We start from the raw sequence: 15,109 nt of genomic DNA on the forward strand, positions 1-15,109 counted from the left end.
GCATGTCCACGATCATCGATACCACCCTGCTGATCATCGGCGGCGGCCCCGGCGGCTACGTGGCCGCCATCCGCGCCGGGCAACTGGGCATCCCCACTGTGCTCATCGAAGGCCAGGCCCTGGGCGGCACCTGCCTGAACATCGGCTGCATCCCGTCCAAGGCGCTGATCCATGTGGCCGAGCAGTTCCACCAGACCGCTCGCTTTGCCGGGCAGTCGCCACTGGGCATCAGCGTCGATACCCCGCGCCTGGACATCGGCCAGAGCGTGGCCTGGAAAGATGGCATCGTCGACCGCCTGACCACCGGCGTGGCTGCCTTGCTGAAAAAGCATGGGGTCAAGGTGATTCACGGCTGGGCGAAAATCCTCGACGGCAAGCAGGTCGAGGTCGACGGCCAGCGTATCCAGTGCGAACACCTGCTGCTGGCCACCGGCTCGAACAGCGTCGAGCTGCCAATGCTGCCGCTCGGCGGGCCGGTCATTTCCTCCACCGAAGCCCTCGCGCCCAAGGTCCTGCCCAAGCACCTGGTGGTGGTGGGCGGTGGTTACATCGGCCTGGAACTGGGCATCGCCTATCGCAAGCTGGGCGCGCAGGTCAGCGTGGTGGAAGCGCGCGAGCGCATTCTGCCGACCTATGACAGCGAACTGACCGCCCCCGTGGCCGAGTCGCTGAAGAAGCTGGGCATCGCCCTGCACCTGGGCCACAGCGTCGAAGGCTACGAAAACGGCTGCCTGCTGGCCAGCGATGGCCAGGGTGGGCAACTGCGCCTGGAGGCTGACCGGGTGCTGGTGGCCGTGGGCCGCCGGCCACGGACCAAAGGCTTCAACCTGGAATGCCTGGACCTGAAGATGAACGGCGCCGCCATTGCCATCGACGACCGCTGCCAGACCAGCATGCGCAATGTCTGGGCCATTGGTGACGTGGCAGGCGAACCGATGCTCGCCCACCGCGCCATGGCGCAAGGCGAGATGGTTGCCGAAATCATTGCCGGCAAGACCCGGCGTTTCGAACCCGCAGCGATAGCCGCGGTGTGCTTCACCGACCCGGAAGTCGTGGTAGCGGGCAAGACGCCGGAGCAAGCCAGCCAGCAAGGGCTGGACTGCATCGTCGCGCAGTTCCCGTTCGCCGCCAACGGCCGGGCCATGAGCCTGGAGTCGAAAAGCGGTTTCGTGCGGGTGGTGGCGCGGCGTGACAACCACCTGATCGTGGGCTGGCAAGCGGTGGGCGTGGCGGTATCGGAACTGTCCACGGCGTTTGCCCAGTCGCTGGAGATGGGCGCACGGCTGGAAGATGTGGCTGGCACCATCCATGCTCACCCGACGCTGGGCGAGGCGGTACAGGAAGCGGCACTGCGCGCGCTGGGCCACGCACTGCATATCTGACACTGAAGCGGCCGAGGCCGATTTGACCCGCTGCGCCCCAGGCGCCGCGGGTCTTTTTTCGTCGGTCGCGAGTGTGCGTCAGACGCGGAAGTAGCCCACCGACGAATCGAAAGGCAGGCGCTTGAGCTCGATCTTGTTCAGGTCCAGTACGTCACGCAGCGCCTGGGTCTCGCCCGGGAAGTTGCGGTAGGCCACTTCGTCCAGCACCACGATCGCACCCTTGGGCATGTACGGCAGGAAGGTTTCCAGCGCCACCTTGGTCGATTTGTACAGGTCGGTGTCGAGAATCAGCATCGCCACCACCAGGTCCGGGCGGGTCTTGACGAAGGCTGGCACGGTTTTCAGGATGTCACCCTTGACGATCTCGCAACGCGGGATGCGGTTGACCGGACGGATCAGGTCGTTGGCATCGATCATGTCCTGGATCAGCGTCTCGTCGGTGTCGGAGAACATGCTTTCGTTGATGTCGGCCGGGTCCTGCTCGGCATCGATGCTGGCGAAGCCGCCGAAGGTATCGAAACCAATGATCGAACGGTTGATCGCATAGGGCTCAAGGATCATCGACAGCTGCATGTACAGCATCAGCGAGTTGCCTTTGTACACACCGCACTCGACGATGGCACCCGGAATGTCCTGGACCATCTTGAACAGCTCGATGCGCGACAGCGCAGCGGTCACGGCGATACGGTTGGCGAACAGGAACGGCGCATCAGCCACGTATTGGGCATCGACACGGCTCAGCACGCTGGCGCGCTTTTCGTTGTACTCGACCTCGGCAGCAGTCAGGCGACGCTTGGTCATCGGTTAACTCCCTGGAATTGCGAAAAGTCGCTGGCATTGAAAAAGTCTTTGAAGCCGGCCTCTGCGTCCGAACAGCCGTTGTCGACATTCGGTGCGCCGCGCTTGTGCAGCAAGTCTTGCAGGTGGATCAGGCGGAAGTCCACGCTGAAGCGCACCTTGTCGGTGAAGTTGGCCACGGTGCCGTGCAGGTGGGCGCCGGAGAAGATCAGCATCTCGCCACTGTTGGCCGCCACACGCAGCTCGGCGCTGGTGTCGATGTCTTCCAGCGGCACCGGGTGCACCCGGGTCTCTTCGGTGATGTTCTGCGAGGCCTTGTGCCGCTGCACGTTGATCCAGTCGTTCAGGCTCCACTGCGCCGAACTGTTCTGCACCGGCCGCTCGAAGTACGCCGGGTTGATCATCATGGTCTGCTCGGGCTCGATGCTGTACACCGGCATCCAGGTGTTCACCTGGCTTTCGACGCTGCCGTACCAGGTATCGCGGTGCGGCTTGTAGGCGTAGCTCACACCTGCATGCAGGTAGTCGTAGTTGGGCACCACGCGTACCCGTGGCACGTCGAAGATGTAGTCCTTCGGGTCGGCGCCGATTTCGCGGATGAAATCGCGGATCAGTGCCTTGGCTTCAGGGCCATTGGTGAACTGGCGCTTGAGTGCGGTGACGCGCTCGACGAAGGTTTCCACCGGCATCATCTTGTGCAGCGACTGGTGGTCGGTTTCGCCTTCGAACGCGGCGGTGATGCTCTGCCGGGCCAGGGCGCACAGTTGGTGTGCATTGCCAAGGCCGGTCTCGAGGAAGATATCGCCCTTGAACAGCGCGCCCCGATAGTCCGGCTTGTTTTTCACCTGGTTGACATAAAGATTCATACTTGCCCCTTCAGCACTCATTCAGCCCCATGCGACCTTGTGATCGGCATGCCGGCAGGAAACTTTAAAGCCTGCGCGTACCAGCGATCAGAATCCCTTGCCTGCAACGGCATACACGCCGCGCACCTGCTCGGCACTCGGGAAGTTCTCGGTGATCAGGCCGCGCTGCATGCTCTTCTGCTGGGTAAAGGGATACTCGCGTTCGATGAACGTCGGCTCGCTGGCATTTTCATAGCGCCCGCTGATGGAAATGCGCAGTCGGTCATCGCCTTCGCGAGAAGACCGATGAATGGTGAAGTTCGACATCAAGCAAACGCCACCCTTGCCGACACAGACAGGAACGAAGTCACTTTCCTTGTAATGCTTGTCGTCGACCCGCAGCACATGCTGTTGCTGGTCGCCGCTGAGCAGGCCAAGCAAATGGCTGCCGGGCAGCACTTCCATGGTGAACAACCGTGGGTCGATGTCCATGAACGGGATCCAGGTGGTGATGGTGTCCAGGCTGCCCTGTACCGAGGTCCAGTCCTGGTGCACGTCGAAGCCCTGATAGCCCCCCGGGATCACCAGCTGCTTCGACATCAGGTGCAGGACGGGAGTGGTCTGGAACAACGGCGTGGCGATACCCAGGTCGGCAGCCGCATCGCGCAAGCGCTCGGCGGTCATCAACCGGTAGACCCCGTACAGCTTGGAGCACATGCGCAGCGTCGCCAGGTAGAGGGCAACGTTCGCGCCCAGCAACGCGGCCATGTTGCGGTGCAGGGCTTCGACGGCAGGGCCCGCGGCGACCGGCAGGGCCAGGCGGTCAAGCTGCTGGGCAAAGGCGAGGTTGAAGTGGGCAAGGGTTTCATCGAGGTGCAGCGGGTCGAAAATATCCTCGGCAACCAGGTAACCCTGTTCCCTGTAAAAGCGGATTTGATTTCGATCAAGCATTTTTCCCATCGGCCCGGTGCCCTTTTTAGTTACGCCAGCGGAGGTGCTATCGTGGGCGGCAGTATACACAGCGTACCTTTGGATCGGCTTGACCTGGCTCAGCCTCGAATTTCCTGGATGCCATGATGCAAAAAGTTGTCATTTTCGGAGTTCTGGACACTGCCCAGCTGGCGCACTACTACCTGAAGAAGGACCCTTCGGTGCAGGTGGTCGGGTTTACCGTGAACGAGCGCTACTTGCCCGAATCGAGGCTGTTCGAAGGGCTGCCGGTGGTGCCGTTCGAAACCCTGCAGGACTATTTCCCAAGCACCGGTTACAAGCTGTTCGCGCCCATGACCGGGCGCAAGATGAACCGCCTGCGCGAGTCGGTGTACCTGCAAGGCAAGGAAAAGGGTTATGACTTCATCTCCTATGTCAGCCCGCATGCCACGGTGAACGATAACGTCATCGGCGAGAACTGCTTCATCCTCGAAGACAACACGCTGCAGCCGTTCACCACCATCGGCAACAACGTGGTGCTGTGGAGCGGCAACCATATCGGCCACCATGGCGAAATCCGTGACCATGTGTTCTTCACCTCCCACGTGGTGCTGTCCGGGCACTGCGTGGTCGAGCCCTACGCCTGGTTCGGCGTCAACGCCACCATCACCAACAACTGCACCATCGGCGAAGGTACCTGCGTCGCCATGGGTGCGCTGATTTCAAAAGACACTCAACCCTGGCAGCTCTATGTCGGTGCCCCCGCGCGCGCCGTGAAAAGCAGCCAGGATCTGGATTTTTAGGTAGAGCATGGCCTGGAAAAAACTCGGCAGAACCTTCGACCCTGACCACGACTGGGTCGGCTCCCACGCCCAGGTGCCCACCGCGCTGGTGCTGGACGATGTGATCAGGGTGTTCATCTCCACCCGCAACAGTGCCGGCAAGAGCCTGTGCTACGCAGTAGACCTGGACAAGCACGACCCACGCACCGTCGTCGCCCGCCACCGCGAGCCGTGCCTGGGCTTCGGCGCCCCCGGCACCTTCGATGACGAAGGGGTGATGCCCAGCTATGCGGTGAAGAAAGAGGGCCGCACCTACCTCTACTACAGCGGCTGGAACCAGCGGCTGACCGTGCCGTACCACAACGCCATGGGCGTTGCGGTCTCGGACGACGATGGCCTGCACTTCGAGAAACTGTTCGAAGGGCCGATCATGGATCGCACGGCCACCGAGCCCTACCTGGCGGTGACGCCCACCGTGCTGTACGACGAAGGCCTGTGGAAGATGTGGTACGTCTCCGGTACCCGCTGGCTGGAGGTGGATGGCAAGTACGAGCCGTTGTACGTGATCAAGTACGCCGAATCCCAGGATGGCTTCGAGTACACGCGCTTCCCGCAGCAATGCCTGGCGTCGCGCTTCGACACCGAAGCCTTCTCCCGCCCCTGCGTGATCAAGGACAACGGGGTGTACAAGATGTGGTACTGCTCGCGCGCCTCGCAGGACTATCGCAACGGTGCTGGCGCCTACCGCATCCGCTACGCAGAGTCGCTCGACGGCCGGGCCTGGACCCGCCATGACGATGAAGGCATAGCGCCGTCGGACGAAGGCTGGGACTCGCTGATGACCTGCTACCCGTTCATCTTCCAGAGCAACGGGCACACCTACATGCTGTACAACGGCAACCGATTCGGGACCAGCGGCTTCGGCCTGGCCCAGTGGAGTGATGATGAGTAACGAACAACTGCAAGACGACGTCTACAAACTCGAATCCACCGCTTCGGACCTGCAGTACGCCTTCCGTGACAAGTTGCGCGACCTGTACCTGAACAGCCCGCTGTCGGACGATGACGTGCTGTTCAACCTCGGCCTGTACACCCGCAGCTCGGTGCTGGTGAAGTTCATTGTGCTGAGCGACCTGTACAAGCGTTTCAAGCACATCCCCGGCATGATCTGCGAATTCGGGACCTGGTATGGCCACAACCTGGTCCTGCTGGAAAACCTGCGGGCCATGTACGAGCCGTTCAACAAGCAGCGCAAGATCGTCGGTTTCGACACGTTCGAAGGCTATTCGGCACCAGGCGAGAAAGACCGCAAGGAAAGTGGCGTGTGGGTCGAGAACTCGTACTCCACCAAGGCCAGTTACAAGGACTACCTGAACGAACTGCTGCAGGTGCACGAAGGCAACAACGTACTCGGGCACAAGCGAGGCGTGCATGAACTGGTGGCGGGTGACGTCTGCCAGACCGCACCTGAGTTCTTCAAGGCCAACGGCGCTGCCATCGTCGCCTTCGCCTACTTCGACATGGGCCTGTACGAGCCGACCCTGGCAGCGCTCAAGGCGATCAAGCCGCATCTGGTCAGCGGCAGCGTGCTGCTGATGGACGAACTGACCTGGGCGGAATCGCCAGGCGAGGCACTGGCCTTCAAGGAAGTCTTCAGCCCTGCCGAATACAGCCTGGAAAAGTGTGAGCTGTACCCTTCCAAATGCATCGTTACGATCAGGTAAGGCGCCCATGATTTCCACCGAGGCGTTCGACCGGCGCATGGCGCAGCAGGGCTGGCTGATCTTCGAGAACGCCATCCCTGCCGCTATCGTCGAGCAGATGCGCGAAGACATCCACAAGGCCTACGCCATCTGTCGCGACTACCAGGTAAAGAACGGCATCGACCAGGACACCAGCAACACGGTGCATCACCTGATTGGCCAGTTCGACAGCTTTTTCGACTGCCTGAAGGCTTACCCGATCTATGCCTTCATCGAGCGCTATTTTGCCGGCCAGTTCATCCTCAACGCCTATGGCGGTGCCATCAACACGCGCGCCAGCCAGTCCTATGCGCAGCGCGTCCACCGGGATATCCGCTCTTATTCCGGGGACATGCCGCTGCTGCTGAACACGCTGGTGATGCTGGACGACTTCACCGCCGACAATGGGGCTACCTGGATGCTCTCCGGCTCGCACAAGGCCGAAGCCAAGCCGACCGACGCGTATTTCAAGGCCCACGCCGAACAGGCGATCGCCCCGGCCGGCAGCATCCTGATGTTCAACTCCAATGTCTGGCATGCTGGCGGCAGCAACCTGACCGATCAGGTACGCCGCTCGGTCACACCGATGTTCTCCAAGCCATTCATGAAGCAGCAATTCGATTACCCGCGCGCCCTGGGCTATGACCTGGGGCCAGACCTCGAGCCGATGATGCGCCAGGTCATCGGCTACAACGCGCGGGTACCCGCGACCTTGGACGAGTGGTATCAGCCACCGGCCAGGCGCATGTACCACTCCAACCAGGGTTAACCATGTCACGCGACCTGAACACCGAGTACCAGGACACGGAAAACCGCCTGTACGCCTACGACTTCGACTACATTCACCGCGACTACATGATCAAGGCGCTGAGCGGGCAGTTTCGCCCGGGCAATGCCCTGGAAATGGGTTGCTACCACGGCGAGTTCACCCGCAAGCTGTTGCAGGTCTTCGATGATGTGACCGTGCTCGAAGGCGCCTCCGACTTGATCGAGATCGCCCGCCGCAATGTGGCCGATACACGGGCAACCTTCATCCTCGGGCAGTTCGAGGACGCCAGCCTGGAGCGGCGCTTCGACAATATCTTCCTGATCCACACCCTCGAACACCTCAGCGAGCCGCAACCGGTGCTGAAAAAAGTGCGCCAGTGGCTGGCGCCAGGTGGCCGGCTGTTCATCGTCGTGCCCAATGCCAATGCGGCGTCGCGGCAGATCGCGGTGGGCATGGGGCTGATCGACTTCAACGCGGCGGTTACCGACGGCGAACGCCAGCACGGCCACCGCTGCACCTACAGCCTCGACACGCTGGAGCACGAAGCCCTGCAGGCCGGCCTGCAGGTGACCCAGCGTGGCGGCATCCTGTTCAAGCCGATGGCCAACTTCCAGTTCGACGCTGCCTTGCGTGCCGGCATCATCGACCAGGCGTTTTTCGACGGCTGCTACAAGATGGGCATGAAGTACCCGGACCTCACCGCGAGCGTCTACGTGGTCTGCGAGGCCTGAGCCTCAGAGGTAATCGTAGGCCGCCAGGTGCGGCCCGATGCCTTCGGCGCCGACTTCCATCAAGGCATCGACGATCGACAGGTAGGGGGTGAACCCCTCGCCGCGTTGAGGATAAGGCAGCGGGCGCATGCCGATAAAGCGCAGGTCGATACCGGCATCGGCGAACCTGGCAGGCGTATACAGCGACCGCCCGCCTTGGGCATTGATATAGCGGGCCGCGCCTTCCTGGCGGCAGATATCCACAATCCGTTCCTGTGCCGCGAGCCGGGCATTACCGTAGCCCTGGCTGCTGCTGACGATCTGTACCGTCTGGCCCATGAAACCGGCCAGCACCTGAATCTGATGGGTCAGGAAGCCGGCCAGGTTGTTGTCCGGGTGCGCCAGGATGCGCTCGATCACAGGGAACACCTGATCGAAACAGGGCGCCTTGCGGTAGGCCATTTCCACGCAGCGCAGCATGCGCCGCTGCCACTGGGCTGCGGGGGCAATGTCGATCTCGTTGATCTTGCGGTTCTGCGAGGCCTGCAACAACGGCAGGGTAATCAGCCCGGGGGCATTGTTGATCAGGATGCGGTTGCGGTTGACCCAGCCACGGACGATGTAATTCACATCGTCGTAGACCACAAAGCGGTCTGCGGCCTGCAACAGTTGCCAGTAGCCGATGTAGGGAAACAGGTAAGGCTGCATGATCGCCACGGCGCTCATGCGGCAGCCCCGGCGATCAGGCCAATGATGAAGTCGACAGTGGCGTGGTCGAGGTCGGGATAGATCGGCAGGCAGATCACCTGCTCCACCACCTGATGCGCCACCGGCAGGTTGCCGGCGCTGGCCGACGGGTAGCCGCGGTACATCGGCAGGCCGCTGATCAGTGGCTGGAAATACCGCCGCCCATGGATGTTGTGGGCCGCCAGGTGGGCGAACAGCGCGTCGCGGCTCAGCCCGAACTCAGGCCCCACCAGGATCGGGAAGTAGGCATGGTTGGCGACTGCCTCGGCCACCCCGCAAATGCAGTGGATGCCGGCAATGCCCGCGAGGCCGGCACGGTAACGCTGGTCGATGCGCCGGCGTTTCTCCAGTGCTTCGTCCACGCCTTGCAGTTGCAACAGGCCGAACGCCGCGTGAATCTCGCTGAGCTTGCCGTTGGTACCGGTCAGTTCCACGGTGGTGCCGTCGGCAGACAGGCCGAAGTTCTTCAACTGGTCGATGCGCCGCTTGGTCGCCTCGTCGCGACAGACGATGGCGCCACCCTCGAACGTGCTGAATACCTTGGTCGCGTGGAAGCTCAAGGTGGCCATGTCGCCATGGCGCAGCAGGCTGCCGCCGGTGTCCTGCGCGCCAAAGGCATGGGCGGCGTCGTAGATCACCTTCAGGCCGTGGCGTTCGGCAATCGCGCGTATCGCCGCGACATCACAAGGGTGGCCGTAGCAGTGCACCGGCAGGATCGCCGTGGTCTTCTCGGTGATGGCCGCTTCTATGCGCGTAGGGTCCAGGTTCAGGGTGTGCGGGTCGATATCGACGAACACCGGCGTCAGGTTGTTCCACAGCAATGAATGCGCGGTGGCGACGAAGGAGTACGGCGTGGTGATCACCTCGCCGCTGAGCCCGGCCGCCTGCAACGCGGTGATCAAGGCCTGGGTACCATTGCAGAACAGCGACAGGTGCTCGACACCCAGGTACGCACACAGCGCCGCTTCCAGCCGTTGGTGCATGGTGCCGCCGTTGGTCAGCATGCGGCTGCCCCAGATCTCCTGCAGGTAGGGCAGAAAAGCCTCCAGTTCAGGCAGTGCCGGCTGGGTCACGTAAACCGGTTGCCGGCCAGGCTCTGGCAATGCTTGCGCGGACGCAGCCGTTGACTGCTCCCAGGGGGTACGGGCGTAGGCAGGCTTGGGCATGTCAGATCGCCTTGTCGAACTCATGCCGCGCCCAGAAGTCGCGCATGATCGCCCAGCAGCGCCGGGATTCACCTTGAGCCGCGGCGCCATACAGCACCTGGCACTGCTCGCCGTGGATGCGGAAGCTGCTCAGCGGCCGAATCAGGTAGACGGTGTTGCCGCGCAGGGCCAGGTTGAGGAAGATCGCCACGTCCGAGGCCCAGGCAATGGGTTGCTGGTCGACCGACATGAAGTCCGGGGTAATGCCCAGCATGTCAGCGCGGCGGAACATCACCGTGCTCGGTTCGCCGACAAAATTGAGCTGCGACTGCATCAGTGCAGTACCCAGCGACAGGCCTTCGATCAGCGAGTCGTCCGCAACCGGGGCTTGGGTGGCAGCGATATCGGCCAGTGGCTCACCGTGCTGGTCGATGCGCTGGCGTTTGGAGGTCACCAGGGTGACATCCGGGTAGCGGCGGAAGCTGTCGAGCATCCGCTCCACGCATTCGAGGTCCAGCACGTCGTCGTCATTGAGGAACTTGATGAACTCGCCACGCGCTTCTTTCAGGCAGAGCACGTGGTTGAGGCGGCCGATGTCCTTGCCGGCATCCGGGTTGCGCACATAGCGCACACGCGGGTCGTGCTGGCTCAGGTCGGCGCATATGCGTTCGATTTCATCGGTCGGGCAGTCGTCGCACACCAGGATTTCCAGGTTGCGGTAGGTCTGGTTCAGCGCACTGCCCAGGGCGTCGTACAGGTGCTCGGTCTTGTAGGTCGGCATGACGATGCTGACCAGTGGCTGGGCATTTTCCGCCAGCTGTCGCTCGGTCTTGCGAAACTCCAACACCAGTTGCCCGGGCAGCGGTGCGTCCAGGCCGCTCAGGTGCGGATCGCAGCTGGTGCCCGCTTCGCTGAGGGCCACCGGCTCCAGGCCGACCATCGTGCAGATCCGCGTCAGCTCCTCGGCGTCGAAGGTCCAGGCATGCTGGCGCAGGGCAATATTCAGCCGTTCGCCACGGCCGATGCCTGGGGCCTCGGGGTAGCTGCGATTGCACAGGTAATCGTCGATCAGCGCGTTGAGGTCGGTGCAGACCAGGCGGATCACTCCACCCGGTTGCAGCGCCCGCCGGCATTCGTGCAGCAGGCGGATAGCCTGGTTGCGCCCCAGACGCTGCAGAAAGCAGGCGCTGTAGATCCCCGCCAGCGCACCCGTTTCCCACGGCAACGCCTGACCCGGCGCCCACTGCAAGTCAGCGCCTGCGGCATCCAGATCAATATTGATGAAGCCCTGGCGTGGGTGATCGGCGCAACCTAGGTTCAAGTAGATGGGGGGCATGGTGCTCGCTTCGAAGGGATCTTCAGGGACGTACTGCTGCAACCGCTGTATCGGCCGCAATCTTCCGAGCATGACTGTGAATTTCGAAAGACGTCAGCATGCCGCTGGCATGATCGCCAAATCCCTTTCGCGGTACAAGGCCGCCCCTACAGACGGCCCTGAGGCATCGATTCATTCGGCAATGGCGTTTTTCCCCGAGCCTTTGGCCCGGTACAAAGCCTGATCGGCCCGCGCCAGCAGTTCCTCCTGGCCCTCCCCGTCCTGCCACTGCACCACGCCGTAGCTCATGGTCAAGCGGCAATCGCCCACCGGCTCCATCCGCTCCATCACTCGGCGCAACTGCCCGGCCAGGTCGAGCGCCTCGCCCAGGGTGGTCTGCGGCAGCACCATGACGAATTCGTCACCGCCCCAGCGCGCCAGCAGGTCGAGCTCGCGCAGGCTGCTACGCAGGTTGTCTGCTACCTGGACCAGCGCCGCGTCGCCCCGGGCATGGCCATGGCGGTCATTGATCGGCTTGAAATCATCCAGGTCCATGGCAATCAGCGCCAGCGGCTGGCGAAAGCGCTTGGCCCGTTCGCACTCCTGCTGCAAGGTTTTTTCCAGCCGGTAGCGATTGGCAACCCGCGTCAGCGCATCGCGCTCGGCCAGGATGCGGTTTTCGTCGAGCTGGCGCTGCAGCTGCTGGTTGACCCACGACAGCTCGCGGGTGCGCTCGGCCACCTGGGCTTCCAGCGAATGGTTCTTCTGCTCCAGCTGCGCCACCAGGCGCTTGCCCGCGTCGATATTGCGGTGCGCGCCGAGCATGCGTGCCACCGAGCCATCCTCGTTGCGGGCGATGATATGGCCACTGTCCTCGATCCACAGGTAGCTGCCATCCTGGCATCGGCAGCGGTATTCGATGAGATAGTGCTCGTTGCGCTGGTTGATGTAGGCCTCGAAATGCGCCATCACCCGCGGGTAGTCCTCGGGGTGGATCACGCTTTCCCAGGTCAGCACGGTGTTAGCCTTGGAATGGCTTTCATAACCGAGCATGGCGTACCAGCCGGGGTTGCGATAGACGTAGCCGGTATTGGCATTCCAGTCCCAGATACCATCGCTGATCAACTCGAACAGCGTGGCCAGCTGCTGCTCACTGAAGCCGGCAGGTGCCGGCGGTGTTTCCTGACTCATGGACGCTCTCCCTGGTGTCCAGCAACTGCGCCCCGGTCAAGGTGCTGCCGACAGTGCTTGTGTTTGCCGCAGGCGGCAACGTACTTCCTCTGACAGGCAAGCATATGCCTGCCGGCCAACCACCGGAATAGCCCGAACGTCCTATTTTCGTGGCCTGCACAGCTGGCATGGGTTTTGCCCCGCTCCCCTGGCTTTGCAACGTCCAAGGAGGCGCACATGGCAATCACCCTCAATGGCCTGGGTTGGCAGGCCACCGTGCACCAGCAGCAGCGCATCAACCACGACCAGGCACAAGCCGCGCTGGTGCCGTTCCGTGCACCGCTGGCCACCCGCAATACGTCCGCGCAGCCGAACAGCCAGGGCAGCACTTCGCAGCAAAATGCCGACGATGCCCGCGAGGAAGCGTTCGCCAAGCTCAAGGTCATGCTGCAGAACCCCGACCTGGCCGCCCGCCAGCAGGCCAGCACCCGTACCCAGGAAACCGGTGATGCGCTGCAGGAGTTCCGCGACTACATGGCCAAGTCACCTGAAGAGAAGATCAAGGAGAAGGTCCTGCAGGAACTGGGCATGACCGAGGACGCGTACAACGCCCTGCCACCTGAGCAACAGGCCAGGGTCGATGAGCAGATCGCCCAGCGCATGAAGGAAGATGTCGAAATCAAGACACAGGCCAAGCTGGCCGGGCAGGCGACAGAAACCGAGCAGGTCTGAAGCCAGGGGTGTGGCCAGCGCAACGTTGGCCGCACCTCAGGCCAGCAGTTTCAATGCCTCCTCTACCGCTGCCACCTGCGGGTTGCCCGTGGCTGCGGGCAAACGCCAGGCCGCGATGGCCAGCCCGAGGGGCACCGAGCGGGCCAGGCGCGCGACCAGTTCGCCACTGGCGAGATTGGGCTGTATCAGGCTTCTGCGCCGAAGGCTTGCTGCACCGCGATCAAATACAGGGAAAAGCCAGGGCCACGGGCCACGAAGTGCTGCTCAGGCATGATCGCAGCAATTGTTGCAACGTACCGAACCTGTTACGCCATGGTTGCCAGCCTTGGCGCATGTCCTGAGCCGTGCAAACCGGCTGACAACCATGACCTCACAGGCATGGCCACGTTGCAACAAATGTAGGAGCGGATTCATCCGCGATGCGCCGCGCGGGCAGCGCTCGGTCTCACAGGCGCTGAAATTGTTGTGGCAGGCCCGTCGAAGCCCTGACGCGCCCCCCTGCCAGCGTCTCAATCCGCCACCAGACTGAACCTGTTTCGCCCACTCCGCTTGGCTTCATACATCGCCTTGTCTGCCAACGCCAAAGCCTCCTCGGCACACTGCGGTTCATGCCCGGACAGGTTCAGATAAACCCCGATACTGGCACCCACGGCCACTTCAGCATTCTCCACCGAAATGGGCGCCGACAGCACATCGCACAGCTTGCGCGCAATATCCCGGGCTGACGCCTGGTTGGCCACGGCCTGCGCGATGACCACGAACTCGTCACCCGCCAGCCTGGCCACCGTGTCATCCGCCCGCATAGTCGCGAGCATGCGCCCCGCTGCAGCCTGCAACACGGCATCACCCGCCTCGTGCCCATCGTTGAGAGGCGACGGGGCAATTTGCATGACGACTCGCTCGGCAAAATCCTGACCCGAAAACGATAGCGCCGCAGCGCTCAAGCGCAACCCTTTCCTCTCTAGTATCAAATCGTTCAAGCCGTATAATCGCGTCCTTTTGTAAGCCTAAGACGTATTTTCATGAAGAAATTGCTTTGCGCCGTCGCCCTCGCCTTCGCCGCCATCCCCGCCGCTTTCGCCACCCCGCCCGCCACCTTCACCGAAGCCAAGGTGGTCGCCAAACAGAAGATCTACCTCGACCAAGGCAACAGCGCGATGGGCGAGTTGTACTGTGGCTGCAAGTGGACCTGGGTCGGCAAATCCGGCGGCCGGGTCGACCTGAAGTCCTGCGGTTATGAAACCCGCAAGCTGCAGACCCGCGCCGAGCGCACCGAGTGGGAACACATCGTCCCGGCCTGGACCTTCGGCCACCAGCGCCAGTGCTGGCAAAACGGCGGGCGCGAGCACTGCGTGGACAGCGACCCGACCTTCCGCGCCATGGAGGCCGACCTGTTCAACCTCTACCCATCCGTGGGCGAAGTGAACGGTGACCGCAGCAACTTCAATTACGGCATGGTGTCCGGCGTGGCGCCGCAGTACGGCCAGTGCACCACCAAGATCGATTTCCAGCAGAAAACCGCCGAGCCACGCGACGAGGTGAAGGGGCTGGTGGCACGCACCACGTTCTACATGTTCGATCGCTACAAGCTGAGCATGTCGCGCCAGCAGCAACAGGTGCTGATGGCCTGGGACAAGCAGCACCCGGTGACGGCCTGGGAGAAGCAGCGTGACCAGCGGATTGCCGCGATCATGGGGCACAACAACCCGTTCGTGACCGGCGAGCGCAAGTGGGCGCTGGGGTATACGCCCCAGGGCGCGGCTGCGGTGCCGGCTACGGCGGTGAAAGAGACGGCCAAGCCGACACTGGCCGGTGCGGTGACGGGTGGCGCGGTTGTGGGCAACCGCAATAGCCATGTGTATCACCTGGCCAGTGGTTGCCCGGGGTACAGCCAGGTTTCGCAGAAGAACCAGGTGGCGTTTGGCAGTGAGGCCGAGGCGCAGGCGGCGGGGTATCGCAAGGCGGGGAACTGCAAGTAACGGTGTGAGGGTTGTGTGAGGGCCAAGAGGTGTTCGCCTCGATACCTTCTGCGGTTTTGAGAG

16 protein-coding genes are annotated in these 15,109 nt (G+C 62.6%); 8 read left to right on the forward strand and 8 right to left on the reverse strand.

The annotated features are described in order from the left end of the window. Positions 1–2 precede the first annotated feature (2 nt). Entirely contained in the window at positions 3–1,382 is a 1,380-nt protein-coding gene (lpdA, locus tag APH27_RS23705) for a dihydrolipoyl dehydrogenase (RefSeq protein WP_060486046.1), read from the forward strand. A gap of 78 nt (positions 1,383–1,460) precedes the next feature. Here the strand turns inward: lpdA and APH27_RS23710 are convergent, their stop codons facing one another. The 3 genes from APH27_RS23710 to APH27_RS23720 all read right to left on the reverse strand — a co-directional run bounded on the left by APH27_RS23710 (position 1,461) and on the right by APH27_RS23720 (position 3,976). Beyond that, positions 1,461–2,183, reverse strand: coding sequence for a TylF/MycF/NovP-related O-methyltransferase (locus APH27_RS23710; RefSeq protein ID WP_060486047.1), 723 nt, complete (start codon positions 2,181–2,183; stop codon positions 1,461–1,463). Further along, positions 2,180–3,046 (reverse strand): hypothetical protein, encoded by an 867-nt coding sequence (locus tag APH27_RS23715; RefSeq protein WP_060486048.1) that lies wholly within the window; start codon positions 3,044–3,046, stop codon positions 2,180–2,182. Before APH27_RS23715 ends, APH27_RS23710 begins: the two co-directional genes overlap by 4 nt. A gap of 87 nt (positions 3,047–3,133) precedes the next feature. Beyond that, a complete protein-coding gene (locus APH27_RS23720) occupies positions 3,134–3,976 on the reverse strand; it encodes a phytanoyl-CoA dioxygenase family protein (protein WP_256250707.1) in 843 nt (280 codons plus the stop codon). A 125-nt stretch (positions 3,977–4,101) separates the two neighbouring features. Between APH27_RS23720 and APH27_RS23725 the strand changes: the two genes are divergently transcribed. The 5 genes from APH27_RS23725 to APH27_RS23745 are packed head-to-tail and all read left to right on the forward strand — an operon-like array spanning position 4,102 to position 7,979. Continuing rightward, positions 4,102–4,758 (forward strand): acetyltransferase, encoded by a 657-nt coding sequence (locus APH27_RS23725; protein ID WP_027921124.1) that lies wholly within the window; start codon positions 4,102–4,104, stop codon positions 4,756–4,758. A 7-nt stretch (positions 4,759–4,765) separates the two neighbouring features. Then, entirely contained in the window at positions 4,766–5,689 is a 924-nt protein-coding gene (locus APH27_RS23730) for a hypothetical protein (RefSeq protein WP_027921123.1), read from the forward strand. Continuing rightward, the gene (locus APH27_RS23735) at positions 5,682–6,461 is read left to right on the forward strand and encodes a class I SAM-dependent methyltransferase (protein WP_027921122.1); all 780 of its coding nucleotides are present in this window, start codon (positions 5,682–5,684) and stop codon (positions 6,459–6,461) included. Before APH27_RS23730 ends, APH27_RS23735 begins: the two co-directional genes overlap by 8 nt. Before the next feature lie 7 nt (positions 6,462–6,468). After that, positions 6,469–7,248 (forward strand): phytanoyl-CoA dioxygenase family protein, encoded by a 780-nt coding sequence (locus APH27_RS23740; protein WP_060486050.1) that lies wholly within the window; start codon positions 6,469–6,471, stop codon positions 7,246–7,248. Between the two features lie 2 nt (positions 7,249–7,250). After that, complete coding sequence (locus APH27_RS23745) at positions 7,251–7,979, forward strand: bifunctional 2-polyprenyl-6-hydroxyphenol methylase/3-demethylubiquinol 3-O-methyltransferase UbiG (protein WP_060486051.1); 729 nt, start codon at positions 7,251–7,253, stop codon at positions 7,977–7,979. Between the two features lie 3 nt (positions 7,980–7,982). Here APH27_RS23745 and APH27_RS23750 read toward each other — a convergent pair whose 3' ends face one another. The 4 genes from APH27_RS23750 to APH27_RS23765 form a co-directional block, all read right to left on the reverse strand. Then, complete coding sequence (locus APH27_RS23750; protein WP_060486052.1) at positions 7,983–8,684, reverse strand: WbqC family protein; 702 nt, start codon at positions 8,682–8,684, stop codon at positions 7,983–7,985. Continuing rightward, positions 8,681–9,871 carry a DegT/DnrJ/EryC1/StrS aminotransferase family protein gene (locus tag APH27_RS23755; RefSeq protein WP_082435246.1) on the reverse strand — a complete coding sequence of 397 codons (1,191 nt, stop codon included), beginning with the start codon at positions 9,869–9,871 and terminating at the stop codon, positions 8,681–8,683. The genes APH27_RS23750 and APH27_RS23755 overlap by 4 nt, the downstream gene beginning before the upstream one ends. Before the next feature lies 1 nt (position 9,872). Next, on the reverse strand, positions 9,873–11,186 hold the full coding sequence (locus tag APH27_RS23760) for a glycosyltransferase (RefSeq protein WP_177326731.1): 1,314 nt from the start codon (positions 11,184–11,186) through the stop codon (positions 9,873–9,875). 171 nt (positions 11,187–11,357) lie between these two features. Then, entirely contained in the window at positions 11,358–12,356 is a 999-nt protein-coding gene (locus APH27_RS23765; RefSeq protein ID WP_027921116.1) for a sensor domain-containing diguanylate cyclase, read from the reverse strand. A gap of 216 nt (positions 12,357–12,572) precedes the next feature. Between APH27_RS23765 and APH27_RS23770 the strand changes: the two genes are divergently transcribed. Further along, entirely contained in the window at positions 12,573–13,067 is a 495-nt protein-coding gene (locus APH27_RS23770; protein WP_060486053.1) for a hypothetical protein, read from the forward strand. Positions 13,068–13,576: 509 nt separating this feature from the next. Here APH27_RS23770 and APH27_RS23775 read toward each other — a convergent pair. After that, on the reverse strand, positions 13,577–13,957 hold the full coding sequence (locus APH27_RS23775) for a diguanylate cyclase domain-containing protein (protein WP_177331720.1): 381 nt from the start codon (positions 13,955–13,957) through the stop codon (positions 13,577–13,579). Between the two features lie 132 nt (positions 13,958–14,089). Between APH27_RS23775 and APH27_RS23780 the strand changes: the two genes are divergently transcribed. After that, positions 14,090–15,046, forward strand: coding sequence for an endonuclease (locus APH27_RS23780; protein ID WP_060486055.1), 957 nt, complete (start codon positions 14,090–14,092; stop codon positions 15,044–15,046). Positions 15,047–15,109: the final 63 nt, after the last annotated feature.

The organism is Pseudomonas sp. NBRC 111123 (genome assembly GCF_001320205.1).
In the GTDB taxonomy this organism is placed as follows: domain Bacteria; phylum Pseudomonadota; class Gammaproteobacteria; order Pseudomonadales; family Pseudomonadaceae; genus Aquipseudomonas; species Aquipseudomonas putida_J.